We start from the raw sequence: 16927 nt of genomic DNA on the forward strand, positions 1-16927 counted from the left end.
ACGCCGGGGGTCGCGGGTTCGAGTCCCGTCCGCTCCGCCACTACTCAAGAAGCCCAGTCTAACGACTGGGCTTTTTTTCGTTTCCGGCACAGTACTCATTTCCCCTTACATCAACATCGCCATCATCCGATCATCGCCCCTGACGGAGGTTGCCGCTATAATGGCCGCCCTCAAGCAAGGTGGTGGTATGAAAGCAGAGTATCTACAGCGATTCGGGGGCATAGCCCGTCTTTATGGCCAGAGTGCGCTGCGCTCCTTCAGCCAGGCGAAAGTCTGTGTGGTCGGGATCGGTGGCGTCGGCTCCTGGACGGCCGAGGCGTTGGCTCGGGCCGGTATCAACCAGATCACCCTGATCGACATGGACGACATCTGCATCACCAACACCAATCGTCAGATCCATGCCATGCAGGGCACGGTCGGCCGTCTCAAGACGGAGGTGATGGCCGAGCGCATCCGTGCCATCAACCCGGATTGCGAGGTGATCGAGGTGGATGACTTCGTCACCGCCGACAACCTAGGCGAGCATATCAAGCGGGAGTTTGACTATGTGGTGGATGCCATCGACTCGGTCAAGGCCAAGGTGGCGCTGATTGCCTTCTGCAAGCGCAACAAGATCCCGGTAATCGTGGCCGGCGGTGCCGGCGGGCAGATGGACCCGACCCAGATCACCGTGGCGGATCTCGCCAAGACTATTCAAGACCCGTTGGCCGCCAAGGTGCGCTCCGACCTGCGCCGCTTGTACAACTTCAGCAAGAATCCGGCGCGCAAATTCGGGGTGGAGTGCGTCTTCTCAACCGAGCAGCTGAGTTATCCGGATGGTAATGGCGGCACTTGCCAGGCCAAGGCGGCCAGCGACGGCAATATGAAGATGGATTGCGCCTCCGGCTTCGGTGCCGTGACGCCGGTGACGGCCACCTTTGGCTTGGTTGCCGCGTCCCGGGTATTGAAGAAGATTGCCGAGCGGGGAGCCCGCGCCGAGAAAGAGGCCGGAAATGAAGACACAGGGTCGATTGGCGAAGTCTGATCGACCACTGTACAAGGTGGGTTAGGCAGCCTGCTCCCGGATTGCCAACACGATAGCTCTGAGCCCGTTGCCCCGTGACGGGCTCAAGTGTTTCTCAAGTCCCAGTTCGGTGAAATAGCCCTCCATGTCGAAGGACTGGATCGCTGCTACGGGTTGGTGGTTGAGCGCCGCCAGCACGATAACGATAAGGCCCCGCACGATGCGGGCATCGGAATCGCAGGCAAAGTGCCAGTTACCATCCTCGCCTTTCTCCCCTTTCAGCCAGGCCTGGCTTTCACATCCCTTGAGGCGAAATGCCTCCTGCTGCCATTCGCCGGGTAGCGCTGGCAACTGCTTGCCGAGCTGGATGATGAGCCGGTACTGGTTCTCCCAGCCGTGAGCGGCAGCAAACTGCTGGCGTATGGTGTCGGCGTTGGGCTCAAGGCCAATCTGGGTATAGCTTGCGAGGTCACTCATTCGGTTGTCTGCCTTAGAAGAAGTCACTGAGTTTGTGCAGGGCGGCCAGCAGGGCATCGACATCATCCCGATTGTTGTAGCAGGCCAGCGAGGCGCGCAGGGTACCGCCGATCCCTAAGCTCTCCATCAACGGCATGGCACAGTGATGGCCGACTCGCAGGGCGATCCCCTGCATATCGAGCAGGGTGGCGGCATCTTGCGGGTGAATGTCATCGAGCAGGAAAGAGACCGCACCGGCGCGTTGGCCGGGTTCGCCTATCAGACGCAGCCCCGGCACCTGTTGCAGGCCAGCGACCAGATAGTCGGTCAGTGTCTGCTCATGCTGGGCGAACCATTGCCGATCTTGCTTCATCACAAAGTCGATGGCGGCGGCGAGGCCGATAGCGCCAGCGATATGAGGGGTGCCCGCCTCGAACTTGAAGGGCAGGGTATTGAAGGTTGTGCCGCTGAAACTGACCCGATCGATCATCTCGCCACCGGCTTGCCAGGGCGGCATCCGCTCCAGTAGTTCGGTGCGGCCCCACAATACGCCGATGCCGGTCGGGCCATAGAGCTTGTGACCGGAGAAGGCGTAGAAGTCGCAACCTATGGCCTGCACATCCACCTCGAGATGAGCCACCGCCTGGGCTCCGTCGATCAGCGTCACGGCACCGACAGCCTTGGCCGCTGCCACCATCTCTTTGACTGGATTGACGGTGCCAAGGGCATTGGAGATGTGGGCCACGCTTACCAGTCGGGTCCGTGGCCCCAGCATGGCGTGATAGGCGGCCAGATCGAGATCGCCCCGCTCATCGAGCGGGATGACCCGGATCACCGCGCCGGTGCGTTGGGCGACCAGCTGCCAGGGGACGATGTTGGCGTGGTGCTCCAAGGTGCTGAGGATGATTTCCTCCCCCGCCTTGAGCTCGCTCATTCCCCAGCTCTGGGCCACCAGATTGATCGCTTCTGTGGTACCACGGGTCCAGATCACCTCGTGGCTGCGGGGTGCATTGATAAAGCGGGCAACCGTCTCGCGGGCGGCCTCGAAGGCGCGGGTGGCCCGGCCGCTCAGGGCATGGGCGGCGCGGTGCACGTTGGCATTGTCGGCCCGATAATAGTGCGCGATGGCATCCAGCACCATCTGGGGTTTCTGGGTGGTGGCGGCATTGTCCAGATAGACCAGAGGGTGGCCGTTGACCTCTTGTGCCAAGGCCGGAAACTGGCTGCGCAGCCGGGCGTGCTGTTGCTGGTTCATGCTCCCCTCATATCAGCTGGAAAAGTCGGCCATGATCCGGAAAATGGCGGTCAAACACAAGGCGCAGTGGCGGGATATTGCCTGCGGTTTCGGCTGCCTGCGGGATCTCTGTTACAATGCCGCCCCTCATCATAAGCCAAGAGATCCGGCCCATGAAGCTCAACCCCAATCAGAACGAAGCGGTCAAGTTTGTCTCCGGCCCTTGCCTGGTGCTGGCGGGTGCCGGATCGGGCAAGACCCGCGTCATCACCAACAAGATTGCCTATCTGGTACAGCAGTGCGGCTACAACGCACGCAACATAGCGGCGGTCACCTTTACCAACAAGGCGGCGCGGGAGATGAAGGAGCGGGTCGGTCAGACCCTGGGTCGCAAGGAGGCGCGGGGGCTGATGGTCTCCACCTTCCACACTCTGGGGCTTGAAATCATCCGCCGCGAGCACAAGAGCCTGAATCTCAAGGCCAACTTCTCCCTGTTTGATGACACCGATCAGCTGGCGCTGCTGAAGGAGCTGACCGAGGTGGAGCTCGACAACGACAAGGACAAGCTCTCGGCCCTCATCAGCCAGATCTCCAACTGGAAGAACGATCTCATCCTGCCGGCTCGTGCCATGCGCATCGCCCGCGGGCCGGAAGAGGTGCTGATGGCCCAGCTCTATGAGCGCTATCACCGCCAGATGGTGGCCTACAACGCGTTGGATTTCGACGACCTCATCGTAATGCCGACCCTGCTGCTCAAGAGCAACGAGGAGGTGCGCACCCGCTGGCAGAACAAGATCCGCTACCTGCTGGTCGATGAATACCAGGACACCAATACCAGCCAGTACGAACTGGTGAAGCAGATTGTCGGCGAGCGGGCCCGTTTTACCGTGGTGGGGGACGATGACCAGTCCATCTACTCCTGGCGCGGTGCCAAGCCGCAGAACCTGGTGCTGCTGAACGAGGATTTTCCCAGCCTCAAGCTCATCAAGCTGGAGCAAAACTACCGCTCCAAGCGGCGCATCCTCAAGTGTGCCAACATCCTGATCGCCAACAACCCCCACGTCTACGACAAGGCGCTCTTTTCCGAGCTGGACGAGGGGGTGAAGCTCAAGGTGCTGTTTGCCAAGAATGAGGAGCACGAGGCGGAGCGTATCGCCGCCGAGCTGATGGGCCACAAGTTCATGAACCGCACCCGGTTCAAAGACTACGCGATCCTCTATCGGGGCAACCATCAGTCGCGCATCTTCGAGAAGGCGCTGATGACCAACCGCATTCCCTACCGTATCTCGGGTGGCACCTCGTTTTTCTCCCGCACCGAGATCAAGGACATCATGGCCTATCTCAAGCTGCTGGTGAACCCGGATGAGGACACCGCCTTCCTGCGGGTGGTCAACTTGCCGCGCCGCGAGATCGGTCCCACCACGCTGGAGAAGCTGGGCCAATACGCCAACCAGCGCGGCAAAAGTCTGTTTGCAGCCAGCTTCGAGCTGGGGCTGGAGCAGCACCTCTCCGGGCGCGGTCTATCCGCCCTGCAGGCCTTCACCAACTGGCTGGTACGCCTTGGCGATCAGGCGCTGCGCGGCAATCCGGTGGAGGCGGTGCGGGACATGATCAAGGAGATCCACTACGAGGAGTGGCTCTACGAGACCTCTCCCAGCCCGAAGGCGGCAGAGATGCGGATGCAGAACGTCTCCACCCTTTACCGCTGGATCACCGAGATGCTGGAGGGAGATGAGCTGGAGGAAGCGATGACGTTGGCTCAGGTGGTTACCCGGCTCACCCTGCGTGACATGATGGAACGCAACGAGGGTGAGGACGAGGCTGATCAGGTGCAGCTGATGACTCTGCACGCCTCCAAGGGGCTGGAGTTTCCCTACGTCTACATGGTGGGCATGGAGGAGGGCTTGCTGCCCCACCAGACCAGCATCGACGAGGATAACGTGGAGGAGGAGCGGCGCCTCGCCTATGTGGGCATCACCCGGGCCCAGACCGAACTGACTTTTACCCTCTGCAAGGAGCGGCGCCAGTACGGCGAGTCGGTGCGGCCGGAACCGAGCCGCTTCCTGCTGGAGTTGCCGCAGGATGATCTGGAGTGGGAAAACCAGAAGAAGGTGACGGCCGAGGAGCGCCAGCAGAAGGGGCAGGTTGGGGTCGCCAACCTGAGAGCGCTGTTCAAGAAGGATTGAATGGTGGTTAGCCGCGCTCGTTCTTGGTCTGGGTGAGCAGAGGGGTGATATCGGCTCCGGGCATGGGCGGCGAGATATAGCGCCCCTGGCCCATCAGACAACCGAGATCGATCAGTTTCTGCAGTTGCTGCTGGTTTTCGATGCCTTCCACCACCAGGGTGAAGTCCAGATCCTGGCAGATGTCGCGCATGGCACGAATGAGGGCGAGATCCTTGGGTGACTGCAGCATGCGATGGGTGAAGCTGTCATCCACCTTGATGTAGTCCACCGGGAAGTGGAACAGGGCGTTGAGGGAAGAAAATCCGGTCCCAAAGTCATCCAGACTTATCTGGATACCCTTGGCTCTCAGTTCGTGCAAAGAGGTGAGGGCATCGGAGTCCTGCCGTGACAGCTCCCGCTCGTTGAACTCGAAGATCAGATAACCGGGGGCTATCCCCTCGGATTCGATGATTTCAACCAACTTCATTATCTGCTCATGACTGACCAGATGTTTGCCGGACAAGTTGATGGCCACCTTGAACTTGCTCTGGCCCGACAGCGGCAGCCACTCCTTCAATTGTTGGCAGGTGTGGCTCAGGATCTGGTAGTCAAGTTCCTGAATGAGACCGCACTGCTCCGCCAGCGGGATAAAGTCGAACGCATCCTTGAGCACTCCCTCTTCGGTGATCCAGCGGGCCATCACCTCCAGCCCGGTCAGCCGGCTGTCCTTGAGCCGGATCACCGGCTGGAAATAGGGGACGATGCGCCCTTCGCGTAGCGCTCTTGCCAGCATCTCTTCCGGCGAGGCCCAGGTCTGGACCGAGCACTCTTCCGAATAGCTGACGATACGACTGCGGCCGTTGCGTTTGGCCTGGTACATGGCCAAGTCGGCCTGATGAAGCAGCTGGCTGATGTCGGAGGTCTGTTCCGATACGCTGGCCACCCCCAGACTGACAGTGATGCCCAGCTCGTTGCCCATCAGTCGAAAAGGATAGGAGAGGCGGCTGATGATGCGGTTGAGTACCGGGCTGATATCCTCCTCGGTCTTGCTGTTGTCCAGATAGATGACGAATTCATCCCCGCCCAGCCTGGCCACCATGTCGTTTTGCCGAATGCAGGTCTGCAGGCGGCGGCTCATCTCCTTGAGCAACTGGTCACCGGCGCTGTGGCCCAGAGTGTCGTTGACCTGCTTGAAGTGGTCCACATCGATGAAGATCAGCGAAAAACCCGGCGACTTGTAGCGGTGAAAGTGGGTCATGGCATGGTTGAGGTGATTCATCAGCAGGGCCCGGTTGGGCAGCTGGGTCAGCGGATCGTGCAGGGCGTCAAACTGCAGCCGCCGTTCCAGCTCCTGATGCTGCTTGAGCTGCTTCTGTAGCCGGAGGTTGGTCTGACGCAACTGCTGCAGGCGCTGGTTGATGGAATCTTCCGAATTGATGTCGTGCAGCTGCTGGCGGATCCGCCTCAGCTCCAGCAGCAGGGTGAGCTGGCTGCGCAGGAAGTCGAGAAACAGCCGATCATCGGTTTCCAGCGGGTGCTGCAGGCTGATGAGAAAGTGGGCGAAGTACTGCTGCTGCAGGCGCAGCGGTTGGCTGTACCAGTAGAGCTGCTCCTTGTGCTGTTCCATGTTGTTGGTGCTGTGGCACAGCCCGGTGATGAACTCGTCGCTGTGGGGAGGCTGCTCCGGATAGATCTTCTCGAGCCGGTGGCTGTCGATGCGCACCAGCAGCATGTTCTGAATGGCCAGCATCTGGCGCAGGACTGCCTCGAGCTGGGAGAACAGCGCCTGACTGGGCAGGGTGTTGGCCAGCCGGATGATGCGGTTGATGCTCTCGATCTTCTTCTGCCAGTCAGGGTCTTTGCGGATGAGCGGTGAGGCCAGCTCCGACAGCTGGGAGCCTGCCTGGGTCTCGTTCAATCGCTTGGCCAGACACTCCAGCAACAGGCGCAGGGTTGGCAGCTCCTTGGGCTGACAGCAGGCCAGCAGCCACTGGACCTGACCATGCTCGACCGGCAGCGAACACCAGCCATCGGCTTCATCGAGCTGGGTCAGTTGATCTGTGATGCGCGACTCTTCCAGCCCTAGCTGCAACTTGAAGCTGTCGGAGATCTGGTATTCGCATACCCACTGCAGGCCGGCTTCCGACAAGCCGAGCATGCCGAAATGCTGCAGCGGGCAGAGCTGGTTCAGCTGCTGGATCAGGGTGTCGTAATCTTTGGAAGTGGCAGCGGAGGGGGCGGGGAAATCCATAATAGCGGAGACTAACGCCAGCAAGGGAGTCGAGTAATGGGGTGCTATTGGTTGCGCTGACATGAGTAACTCCCGGTTTGCCTACCCTACAAAGAGTAGCCGGAAGTCATCAGATTGAAAGGGCCGCAAATGCGGCCCTTTCAAACACTTAGAGCTTGTCGATCATGTAGTGAATGGCGTTTTCGATCTCTTCATCGCTACAGGTGGCGCAAGTTCCTCGTGGTGGCATCACACCTGTCTTGCCTGCGAAGCCGGCAATGGCGTGTTTCTTAAGTGTTTCAATGCCTTGGGCGATACGCGGTTCCCAGGCGGCCTTGTCGCCACGCTTGGGGGCACCGGCAATGCCGGCATCGTGGCAGGCGAAGCAGGCGCCCTTGAACACAGCTTCGCCGCCGCGCGGACCAGATGCCGCTGCCGCCGCAGGGGCTGCGCCTGCGGTCGCAATCCCTTCCAGATCCTTGGCGGTATAGACTTGACCGACAGGCTTGATCCGCTCGGCAATTGCCTCCGGTGACATATCATCGGCAGCAAGCACCACGCCGGACAAACTGGCGGCCGTCATCCCGACCGCCAGCAAATAGCTCAGTTTTTTCAACACGCTCATGTACTCCCAGCAGGCTTTTATTATCCCTAGAAAACGACTGGATTATAACCGAATAGTTACAGCCATTTAAACGCTTGTGTGTGAAGTGTTAAGCACTCTGCGTGCAAAGTTTTTTCGTCAGATCACAAACTGGCGAGGCTGGCCCGAAAAAAAGAAACCCGGTTTTCACCGGGTTTCATCTCATGGGCGGGCCGAAAGGCTTATTTATCCCAGCTGAGGATCACCTTGCCGGACTGGCCTGAGCGCATGGCATCGAACCCTTGCTGGAAGTCGTCGATGTGGAAGCGGTGGGTGATGATGGGGGAGAGATCCAGCCCGGACTGGATGAGGCTCGCCATCTTGTACCAGGTCTCGAACATCTCACGGCCATAGATCCCTTTGATAAACAGTCCCTTGAAGATCACCTTGCCCCAGTCGATGGCCATGGTAGCAGGGGGGATGCCGAGCATGGCGATTTTGCCGCCGTGGTTCATCTTGTCGATCATGTCCTGGAAGGCGCTGGGTACGCCGGACATCTCCAGCCCCACGTCGAACCCTTCGGTCATGCCAAGCTCGCTCATCACGTCGCTGAGCTGTTCCTTGGCTACGTTGACGGCGCGAGTGGCGCCCATCTTGCGGGCCAGCTCGAGCCGGTATTCGTTGACGTCGGTGATCACCACGTGGCGGGCACCCACGTGGCGGCAGACGGCGGCGGCCATGATGCCGATGGGACCGGCGCCGGTGATCAGCACGTCTTCACCGACCAAGTCGAAGGAGAGGGCGGTGTGCACCGCGTTGCCGAACGGATCGAAGATGGCGGCCAGTTCATCGGGGACGTTGTCCGGCAGCTTGAAGGCGTTGAAGGCCGGGATCACCAGATACTCGGCGAAGGCGCCGGGGCGGTTGACGCCCACGCCTATGGTGTTGCGGCACAGGTGGGTGCGGCCGGCACGGCAGTTGCGGCAGTGGCCGCAAGTGATGTGGCCTTCACCGGATACCCGGTCTCCGACCGCGAAGCCGCGCACTTCCTGGCCGATGGCGACCACTTCCCCGACGTATTCGTGGCCGACCACCATGGGCACCGGGATGGTCTTCTGTGACCATTCGTCCCAGCTGTAGATATGGATGTCGGTGCCACAGATGGCGGTCTTGCGGATCTTGATCAGCAGGTCGTTGTGGCCGAGTTCGGGGGCCGGTACGTCCGTCATCCAGATGCCGACTTCTTTGTGCAGTTTGGAGAGCGCTTTCATGGTTGTTCCTTCACGATGAATGCAGAAAGAAGGGGCGCCAGGCCCCTTGATTCAAATCAGATGATGTCGAGTTCGCGGCCGATGCGAATGAAGGCATCGATGGCCTTGTCCAGTTGCTCACGGGTATGGGCGGCTGACATCTGGGTGCGGATGCGGGCCTGGCCCTTGGGCACCACCGGGAAGGAGAAGCCCACCACGTAGATGCCGGCGGCCAGCATGCGGCTTGCCATCTCGGCGGCCAGTTTGGCGTCACCCAGCATCACCGGAATGATGGCGTGATCGGCCCCGGCCAGGGTGAAGCCGGCGGCGCTCATCCGCTCGCGGAAGTATTGGCTGTTCTCCTTGAGGCTGGAGCGCAGCGCATGCCCTTCGGCCAGCATGTCGATCACCTTGATGGTGGCGGCGACGATGGAGGGGGCCAGCGAGTTGGAGAAGAGATAGGGGCGGGAACGCTGGCGCAACCAGTCGATCACCTCCTTCTTGCCGGAGGTGTAACCACCGGAGGCGCCGCCGAGCGCTTTGCCCAGGGTGCCGGTGATGATGTCGACCCTGTCCATCACGCCACAGTATTCGTGGGTGCCGCGACCGTTCTCGCCGATGAAGCCGACGGCGTGGGAGTCGTCCACCATCACCAGGGCGTCGTATTTGTCGGCCAGATCGCAGATGGATTTGAGGTCGGCAATGACACCATCCATGGAGAAGACGCCGTCGGTGGCGATCAGCTTGAAGCGGGCGCCGTCGGCGTCAGCCTGCTTGAGCTGGGCTTCCAGCTCGGCCATGTCGTTGTTGGCATAGCGATAACGCTTGGCCTTGCACAGCCGAACCCCGTCGATGATGGAGGCGTGGTTGAGAGCATCGGAGATGATGGCGTCTTCGGTACCGAACAGGGTTTCGAACAGACCGCCATTGGCATCGAAGCAGGAGGAGTAAAGAATGGTGTCTTCGGTGCCGAGGAAACCCGATAGTTTCTGCTCCAGCTCCTTGTGCTGATCCTGGGTGCCGCAGATGAAACGGACTGAGGCCATGCCGAAGCCGTGGCTGTCCAGCCCCTGATGAGCCGCTGCGATCAGGTCAGGGTGGTTGGCCAACCCCAGATAGTTGTTGGCACAGAAGTTCAGCACCTGCTCGCCACCCACCGCAATCCGGGCCTGCTGGGCCGAGGTGATGACGCGCTCCTGCTTGTACAACCCTTCAGCCTGCACCTGCTCAAGCTGCTCGGTCAGGTGACGATAGAATCCGTTAGACATCCTCGATCCTTATTGGCTATTTCAGCTGATTATCAACAATGGGCAGTATTTTACTGCAATCTGTTGCGGTGAATTCAAATGATTGTGCTGACATTCAACAATTGTGAAACAGATCTCACCCGGCTGGTTGGGCCAGTTGACGATAGTGCTGCTCCAGCTGGCGGATCTGGTCGGCCACCTGGGGCTGCACATAGGGGCGCAGCAGGAACAGTACCCGCAAGACGCCCTGATAGAGCAACGGCTTGGTGATACGGGTATTGGGGGCCTGGGCAATCTGGAACGGGATCCAGCAGGTGACCACCATCTTGATGGTCTGGCCCAGATCCGGCAGGTCCTCGTCGCTGACATTTATGATGCCGCCCTCGCGCAGGCTTCTGAGCAGTGCCACCACGGCGGCGCGCAACTGCTCCTGGGCCTTGAGGTATTTTTGCTGCAGCGGCTCATCGCGGCTGAGGATGTCCGGCAGATTGGCGTAGAAGAAGCGGAACTGCCACATCAGATAGAAGATGGCATCCAGATAGCCCATCAGGTTTTCCAGCTTGATCTCGTCGCTGCGCGCCGGGGTGAAGCTCTCGCTCAGGTGGCGGGCGTACTGGTCGAAGATGGAGTGGATGATGTCTTCTTTATTACGGAAGTGGTAATAGAGGTTGCCCGGGCTGATGCCCAGATGGGCGGCAATGTGGTTGGTGGTGATGTTGCGCTCACCCTGATCGTTGAACAGCTCGGTGGCGCTGTGAATGATCCTGTCTCTGGTTTTCATCGCTGTTCCCTCTGCCGGGCCCCTAGCCGGTGAAATCGTCAAGGTCGAATCCCCTTGCGGCCCGTGATAAACTTTTCGGCAATTTCAAATTGGCTCACTATACACAGCTTTAACAGGCAGTCACACGTGGCCATCAACGTACGCGAGGCAAACTCCATGATCGTAGTAACTGGCGGTGCTGGCTTTATCGGCAGCAATCTGGTCAAGCAGCTGAACGCTCAAGGACGGACCGATGTGGTGGTCATCGATGACCTGACCGACGGCACCAAGTTCGTCAATCTGGTCGATCTGACCATTGCCGATTACATGGATAAGGATGAGTTCCAGGCGCGGATCGTTTCCGGCGACGAATTTGAAGAGTGGGATGGCGGCATCGAGGTTATCTTCCACGAAGGTGCCTGCTCCGCCACCACAGAGTGGAACGGCAAGTTCATCATGGAGGTCAACTACGAGTACTCCAAGGATCTGTTCCACTACTGCATCGAGCGGGAAATTCCGTTCATCTATGCCTCTTCTGCCGCAACCTATGGCGGCCGCAACGACAACTTCATCGAAGATCCGAAGTTCGAGCAACCGCTCAACGTCTACGGCTACTCCAAGCAGCTGTTCGACCAGTACGTGCGTCGCTGGATGCCGGAGATCAACTCCCAGGTGGTTGGCCTCAAGTACTTCAACGTCTATGGCCCGCGCGAGCAGCACAAGGGCTCCATGGCCTCGGTTGCCTTCCACCTCAATACCCAGGTGAAGAAGGGCGAGAATCCCAAGCTGTTCGAAGGCTGCGACGGTTTCCCCAACGGCGGTCAGATGCGCGATTTCATCTATGTCGATGACGTCTGCAAGGTGAACCTCTGGTTCTGGCAGAATCCGCAGCACTCTGGCATCTTCAACTGCGGTACCGGCCGGGCCGAACCGTTCCAGAACGTGGCCGAAGCGGTGATCAAGCATCATCAAAAGGGTTCTATTGAGTACATTCCCTTCCCGGATCACCTCAAGGGTCGCTATCAGAGCTTCACCCAGGCAGACATGACCAAGCTGCGCGGCGTCGGTTATGACGCCGAGTTCAAAACCGTGGCCGAAGGGGTCGCGGACTATATGGCGTGGCTCAACCGTTAACGGGTGAGCTTTACACCGCCATATGCAGACAAGCCGGAAGCAGGCCATACCTGCTTCCGGCTCTGTTGTTTGTCAGGGTTTTTCTCAGTCTCTACCGGGTAACCACGCAATGAACATATTGATGGCACTCTCCCAGCTCGAAGTGACGGGCGCTGAGGTCTATGCCACCACGGTCGGTAACGAACTGACCCGGCGTGGCCACCAGGTTTTCTATGTCTCGGACACCCTGACCAAGCCCACTCTGGGTGAGGTGTTCAAGCTGCGATTCAACAAGCGCAGCATTCTGCGCCGCTTCTGGCACGTCTTCTACCTCATCTATCTGATCAAGAGACACCATATCCAGCTGGTGCATGCCCACTCCCGCGCCTCTGGCTGGAGCAGCTATGTGGCCTGCAAGCTGACCGGCACCCCCATGATCACCACGGTGCACGGCCGCCAGCCGGTACATGCCTCCCGCAAGGCCTTCCATGCTCTCGGCTTTCGAGCTGTGGCGGTGTGCGAGGATATCGCCCACCAGATCATCGACAATCTGGGGGTGGATCCGGCCATCGTGCAGGTGCTGCGCAACGGCATCGAAACCGACAAGTTCCAGCCTGTGCATGCCCCGATCAATGCCAGGCCGGTGATCGCCATCGTAGGCCGGCTGAGCGGCCCCAAGGGTGAGCTCTGCTATCGGTTGCTGGATGAGGTGCTGGATCTGGATGCCTGCCAGGTGAAGGTGGTGAGCGGCAGCCAGCTGCCTGCGCGTTTCCAGCGTTTTCAGGAGCGGGTCGATTTCGTCGGCTACGTGGAGGATGTCCCTGCGCTGATGGCGCAATGTGATCTGGTGATCGGTGCCGGTCGGGTGGCGATGGAGGCCTTGCTCTGCGGCCGACCCGCCTTTGCCATCGGTGAAGCCAAGGCCATCGGGCTGGTGACCGAGCACAATCTGGATGAGGCGCTGGCCAGCAATTTCGGCGATATCGGCCCCCAGGATCTGGCGATCGATTTTGCCGCACTGAAGGCGCAGATTGCCCCGGCCCTGGCCAGTGGCACAGTTTCAGACACAATTCGTCAACGCATTCAGGCCGAATATGGCTTGGCGGGGGTCGTCTCCGGCCTGGAATCCATTTATCAGGATGCCGTGGTCGAGACCCTGCGCCGCGAGATGCCGGTCATCATGTATCACCGCTTCATCGAGCATGACAGCGAGAAGGGAGTGCACGGCACCTGGATGCCGATCGCCATGTTCGAGAAGCACCTGCGCCTGCTGAAGTGGTTGGGTTATGAGACCCTGACGTTCCGCGATCTGGCGGACAAGGGCTTCATTCACCGGCTGCAGTATGGCAAGAAATACCTGATGATCACCGCCGACGACGGCTATCAGGACAACCTGACCCGCATGCTGCCGCTGCTGGAAAAATATGGTTACAAAGCCGTGGTATACGTGGTCACGGGGGAAGGTTATAACCGTTGGGATGTGGAGCATGCGAGCAATCCAGACACCAGGGTGGACTTGATGAATGGCGAGCAGCTCAAGGCGCTGACGGCCTCCGGCCATGTTGAGATCGGCGGGCATACCCTGACCCACCCCAGGTTGAGCAAGCTTGCACCCGAGCAGCAAGCTCATGAAATAAGAGAAAATAAACGGCAACTTGAGGCTTTGCTCGGCCACCCTCTGCTGTCGTTCGCCTACCCTTATGGGGATATGGATGAGAGTGCAAAGGCGCAGGCGATGGCGGCGGGCTACCGTTTTGCGGTTGCCACCAACAGCGGGCCCAGAGCCATGCACCAGGACCCTTTCCGGATCCGCCGCATCGCCATTTTCCCGCGTACCGATGTGTTTGGCCTGTGGCGCAAAATCCGGGGTAACTATGTCTTCAGGAAGTCTTGATTGATGCTCAGCAGAAGCCTTGCCTTGCTCGATAGAACAACCACAGCCCTGTTTGCGCTGACCATTATATTCTCCTTTTGCGGCCTGTTTCTGGTCCCTTTCGGCCAGAGCATTCAATCCAATCTGCTGGCCGTGACCGGCATATTCGGTTTGTTGAATTACTTTGTCGGCAAACAGCGGGATGTGGGGCTCAAAGACCGGCGCATTCTCTGGGGGCTGCTGGTCTATGCCGTGATGATCTTCGTCAACCGGTTGATCCACGGTGATCAATACGGAGTCATGCGCGGGCTGTTTTATGTCGTCGTTTTTGCGCTGATGATGCCGCGCAAGCCGATCCTGTTGATGCTGGGTTATCTGGCCATCGTGTTGGGTGGGATGGGTATCGGACTACTCAGTTTCTGGCAGTATCATCACGGGATTGTCAGGGTGGAAGGTTTCACTAATGCCATTCTCTTTTCGCAGGCCGCATTGGCTCTGGTTATTCTCAACTGGTTTATCTTTCAGCAAAATCACCTCTCGGCTTGGTTGAGATGTGGTGCTTTGGCTGGTTTGAGTGTGTCCCTGTTTGCTTTGTATCTCTCCCAGAGTAGGGGGGTCTGGCTCGCTTTCGGGGTTATTCTTGCCTATGTCATCTGTTACAAGGCCTACTTCAAACCGTGGAAATACATCGCGGTAGCCATATTGTGTACGGCCACGACGGGCGCCATTTATCAGACCAACCAGCTGGTTCAGGTTCGGGTTGCTGAAGCTGTGTCGGATCTCAACTCGGCAGAAAAAGGCTCTTATGAATCATCTTGGGGGCTGCGCGTGATTGCCTGGCAGAGTGCCTGGCTGGGTTTTCTGGATTCTCCTGTCATCGGGGTCGGTACCGATGGGTTTGATGAACTGAAACGAAAACAGGTCAATGAACATCAGATTTCCCAACTGATTTTTCATCCTTCGCTGGCTCACTCCCATAACCAATACATGCAGAACTTGGTGATCCGGGGTGGCATCGGTTTTGTTGCGCTGCTGGTTTTTCTGGTTTCGCCGCTCTATCTGGCGGCGAACAATATAAGCAGGATTTCTGCGGGTGTGCTGGTTCCCCTCGCATTTGCAGTTAACTCCCTAAGTGATGTGCCGTTTGAGCATCAAGGGGTGCTCTATCTGTACACACTCAGCCTGGTTTTCATCTGGTTTGTCCATGAGTCTAAAAAGGATACCTGCACGTCATGATTCCGGTTTTTGTCATCAGTTTGGCTCGCAGCGTTGAGCGACGGGCGATGGTTGTCCAGCAGATGGCGCATCTGGGCATAGATTTCGAGTTTGTAGATGCAACTGACGGGAAGGCGCTGAGCAGTGCCGAGCTGGCCAAGGTGGATTTGGAGCTGGCCAAAGAGGTGTGTGGTCATGAACTGAGTTTTGGCGAGGTTGGCTGTGCCATGAGCCATATCCGAGTTTATGAGCGCATCGTCGCCGAAGGCATTGAGCGGTGCGTGGTGCTCGAAGATGACATCTACCTGCACATGCACAGCAAGGCCATCATCGAGACGATAGTGCGCTCCTGCCAGTCCGAGATCGTCTTCCTGCATCATGGCAAAGCCAAGCGCTGGCCATTCCTGTCATCCCTGCCCGGTGGCTACCGGCTTGCCAGGTACCTGACGCCCAGTCGCTCCTCCAAACGAGGGGTACTCTCTACCGCTGGGTATGTGCTGACCCTAGCCGGGGCGAAAAAATTATTGCAGTGCGCCTACCCGCTGCGGATGCCCTCCGATTATCTGACCGGCCGGTTGCAGCTCAACGGCCTGTCTGCCTCCGGGGTGGAGCCCTGCTGTCTGGATGTGGATCTGTTCACCACCACCATAGATGACAGAGCCTACGGTCACTATCTGAAATAGCGCAGGGCGTGCCGATGGTGGCTGTTGGTCAGCCCTGTCAGTCTTGCCGACGCTGCGGGCCATACAAGCTGGATAACCCATGAATTTCAAGAAGTTGCTTACCCACTCCATTGCCAGATGGCTGATCGGCAGAGCGCCTGACGCCGCCCCATGCCCCGCCGGGGCGAAGGTGAAGAGGGTGCTGGTGGTCGGTTATGACGCCATCGGCGATTTCATTCTCACCCTGCCCGCCATTGCCCGGCTCAGGGAGATCTACCCCGCGGCGCGCCTCGAGCTGGTGTGCAGCCAGCGCAACCAGCTACTGGCTGCGTCGGTCGCCGGGATCGATGAGTGTCACGTGATCACCCTGAACGACACCCTGTGGCCGGCGAGCATGTGGTGCAAGCTGCGTGAACTCAGGCAACGGCAGTATGACCTGGTGATCAATCTGTTTGACGAGCCCGACGATATTGCCATGGCCAAGTTGCTGTTGCTGGCCAACGGGCGCTTGCAGTCGCTGCCCCTGCGCTTCAAGAGTGAAGGGCAGCAGAAGTTGCTGCCGCTGTTCAACCAGAAGGCCACCATAGTGTCGTCACGCCCAGTCAGGGATCACTTCGTCTATCGCATGCTCAGCATGGCAGGCGATGCGGCTGGCGTGCCCGCCACGGTACCGTCACCTTGCAATGAGCAGCTCGATACCCGCGTATATGGCCGCTATCTGCTGGTCAACCTGACGGGCAGCCAGGTCGGCAACTCGATGACGGAGGCGCAGATCGACGGGATCTTGGCTCAGTTGCCGACCTATCAGGGGATCTCCTACCTGGTATTCTCCAGGCAACCTGTGGCATGCCCGCGGCAGGACATGAGAGTGCTGTTTCCCGACACCATTCTCGATGCCGCCAAGATCATCAAGGATGCGCGAGGGGTCATCTCGACCGATACCTCCATCATCCATATCTCCTCTTCCTTCGGGGTGCCCACCCTGGTGCTGATGAACAACGAGCGCTGGCGCGATGCCTTCATTCCGCTGGCGGGTCGCAATATCATCCTGCGCTCGACCACGGACAAGCTGGCGGCCCTGTCACCGGCGGAGATCAGCCGCCAGGTCGATGCCCTGATGGAGCTCTAGTCCCGTC

14 protein-coding genes are annotated in these 16927 nt (G+C 59.1%); 7 read left to right on the forward strand and 7 right to left on the reverse strand.

The window, feature by feature from the left end; all coding sequences use genetic code 11:
- Positions 1–187 precede the first annotated feature (187 nt).
- Positions 188–1024 (forward strand): tRNA cyclic N6-threonylcarbamoyladenosine(37) synthase TcdA, encoded by an 837-nt coding sequence (gene tcdA / locus AACQ43_RS18080; RefSeq protein ID WP_168968092.1) that lies wholly within the window; start codon positions 188–190, stop codon positions 1022–1024.
- A 21-nt stretch (positions 1025–1045) separates the two neighbouring features.
- On the opposite strand, the gene AACQ43_RS18085 is transcribed toward tcdA, so the two are convergent.
- Both AACQ43_RS18085 and AACQ43_RS18090 read right to left on the reverse strand, forming a co-directional pair.
- A complete protein-coding gene (locus AACQ43_RS18085) occupies positions 1046–1480 on the reverse strand; it encodes a SufE family protein (RefSeq protein WP_168968094.1) in 435 nt (144 codons plus the stop codon).
- A gap of 13 nt (positions 1481–1493) precedes the next feature.
- A complete protein-coding gene (locus AACQ43_RS18090; protein ID WP_168968096.1) occupies positions 1494–2714 on the reverse strand; it encodes a SufS family cysteine desulfurase in 1221 nt (406 codons plus the stop codon).
- Between the two features lie 152 nt (positions 2715–2866).
- Here AACQ43_RS18090 and rep point away from each other — a divergent pair, with 152 nt between their 5' ends.
- Positions 2867–4879, forward strand: a complete 2013-nt coding sequence (rep, locus tag AACQ43_RS18095; RefSeq protein WP_168968099.1) for a DNA helicase Rep — start codon at positions 2867–2869, stop codon at positions 4877–4879.
- Positions 4880–4886: 7 nt separating this feature from the next.
- On the opposite strand, the gene AACQ43_RS18100 is transcribed toward rep, so the two are convergent.
- From AACQ43_RS18100 to AACQ43_RS18120, 5 genes are all read right to left on the reverse strand, one after another.
- Complete coding sequence (locus tag AACQ43_RS18100; protein WP_168968101.1) at positions 4887–7172, reverse strand: putative bifunctional diguanylate cyclase/phosphodiesterase; 2286 nt, start codon at positions 7170–7172, stop codon at positions 4887–4889.
- Positions 7173–7257: 85 nt separating this feature from the next.
- Positions 7258–7713 carry a c-type cytochrome gene (locus tag AACQ43_RS18105; protein WP_168968103.1) on the reverse strand — a complete coding sequence of 152 codons (456 nt, stop codon included), beginning with the start codon at positions 7711–7713 and terminating at the stop codon, positions 7258–7260.
- 200 nt (positions 7714–7913) lie between these two features.
- Positions 7914–8942: an L-threonine 3-dehydrogenase gene (gene tdh, locus AACQ43_RS18110; protein ID WP_168968105.1), complete on the reverse strand. Its 1029-nt coding sequence runs from the start codon at positions 8940–8942 to the stop codon at positions 7914–7916.
- Between the two features lie 56 nt (positions 8943–8998).
- The gene (locus AACQ43_RS18115; protein ID WP_168968107.1) at positions 8999–10189 is read right to left on the reverse strand and encodes a glycine C-acetyltransferase; all 1191 of its coding nucleotides are present in this window, start codon (positions 10187–10189) and stop codon (positions 8999–9001) included.
- 115 nt (positions 10190–10304) lie between these two features.
- Positions 10305–10949 (reverse strand): TetR/AcrR family transcriptional regulator, encoded by a 645-nt coding sequence (locus AACQ43_RS18120; RefSeq protein ID WP_011707886.1) that lies wholly within the window; start codon positions 10947–10949, stop codon positions 10305–10307.
- 156 nt (positions 10950–11105) lie between these two features.
- Here AACQ43_RS18120 and rfaD point away from each other — a divergent pair, with 156 nt between their 5' ends.
- The 5 genes from rfaD (at position 11106) to AACQ43_RS18145 (ending at position 16920) form a co-directional block, all read left to right on the forward strand.
- Positions 11106–12062, forward strand: a complete 957-nt coding sequence (gene rfaD / locus AACQ43_RS18125) for an ADP-glyceromanno-heptose 6-epimerase (protein ID WP_045790966.1) — start codon at positions 11106–11108, stop codon at positions 12060–12062.
- Positions 12063–12171: 109 nt separating this feature from the next.
- A complete protein-coding gene (locus tag AACQ43_RS18130) occupies positions 12172–13935 on the forward strand; it encodes a polysaccharide deacetylase family protein (protein WP_168968109.1) in 1764 nt (587 codons plus the stop codon).
- Positions 13936–15150 (forward strand): O-antigen ligase family protein, encoded by a 1215-nt coding sequence (locus tag AACQ43_RS18135; protein ID WP_211162602.1) that lies wholly within the window; start codon positions 13936–13938, stop codon positions 15148–15150.
- Complete coding sequence (locus tag AACQ43_RS18140) at positions 15147–15812, forward strand: glycosyltransferase family 25 protein (RefSeq protein ID WP_168968113.1); 666 nt, start codon at positions 15147–15149, stop codon at positions 15810–15812. The genes AACQ43_RS18135 and AACQ43_RS18140 overlap by 4 nt, the downstream gene beginning before the upstream one ends.
- Positions 15813–15891: 79 nt before the next feature.
- Positions 15892–16920 carry a glycosyltransferase family 9 protein gene (locus AACQ43_RS18145; RefSeq protein ID WP_168968115.1) on the forward strand — a complete coding sequence of 343 codons (1029 nt, stop codon included), beginning with the start codon at positions 15892–15894 and terminating at the stop codon, positions 16918–16920.
- The last annotated feature ends 7 nt before the right edge of the window (positions 16921–16927 follow it).

This window comes from Aeromonas sp. DNRA1, assembly GCF_963888745.1.
In the GTDB taxonomy this organism is placed as follows: Bacteria; Pseudomonadota; Gammaproteobacteria; order Enterobacterales; family Aeromonadaceae; genus Aeromonas; species Aeromonas hydrophila.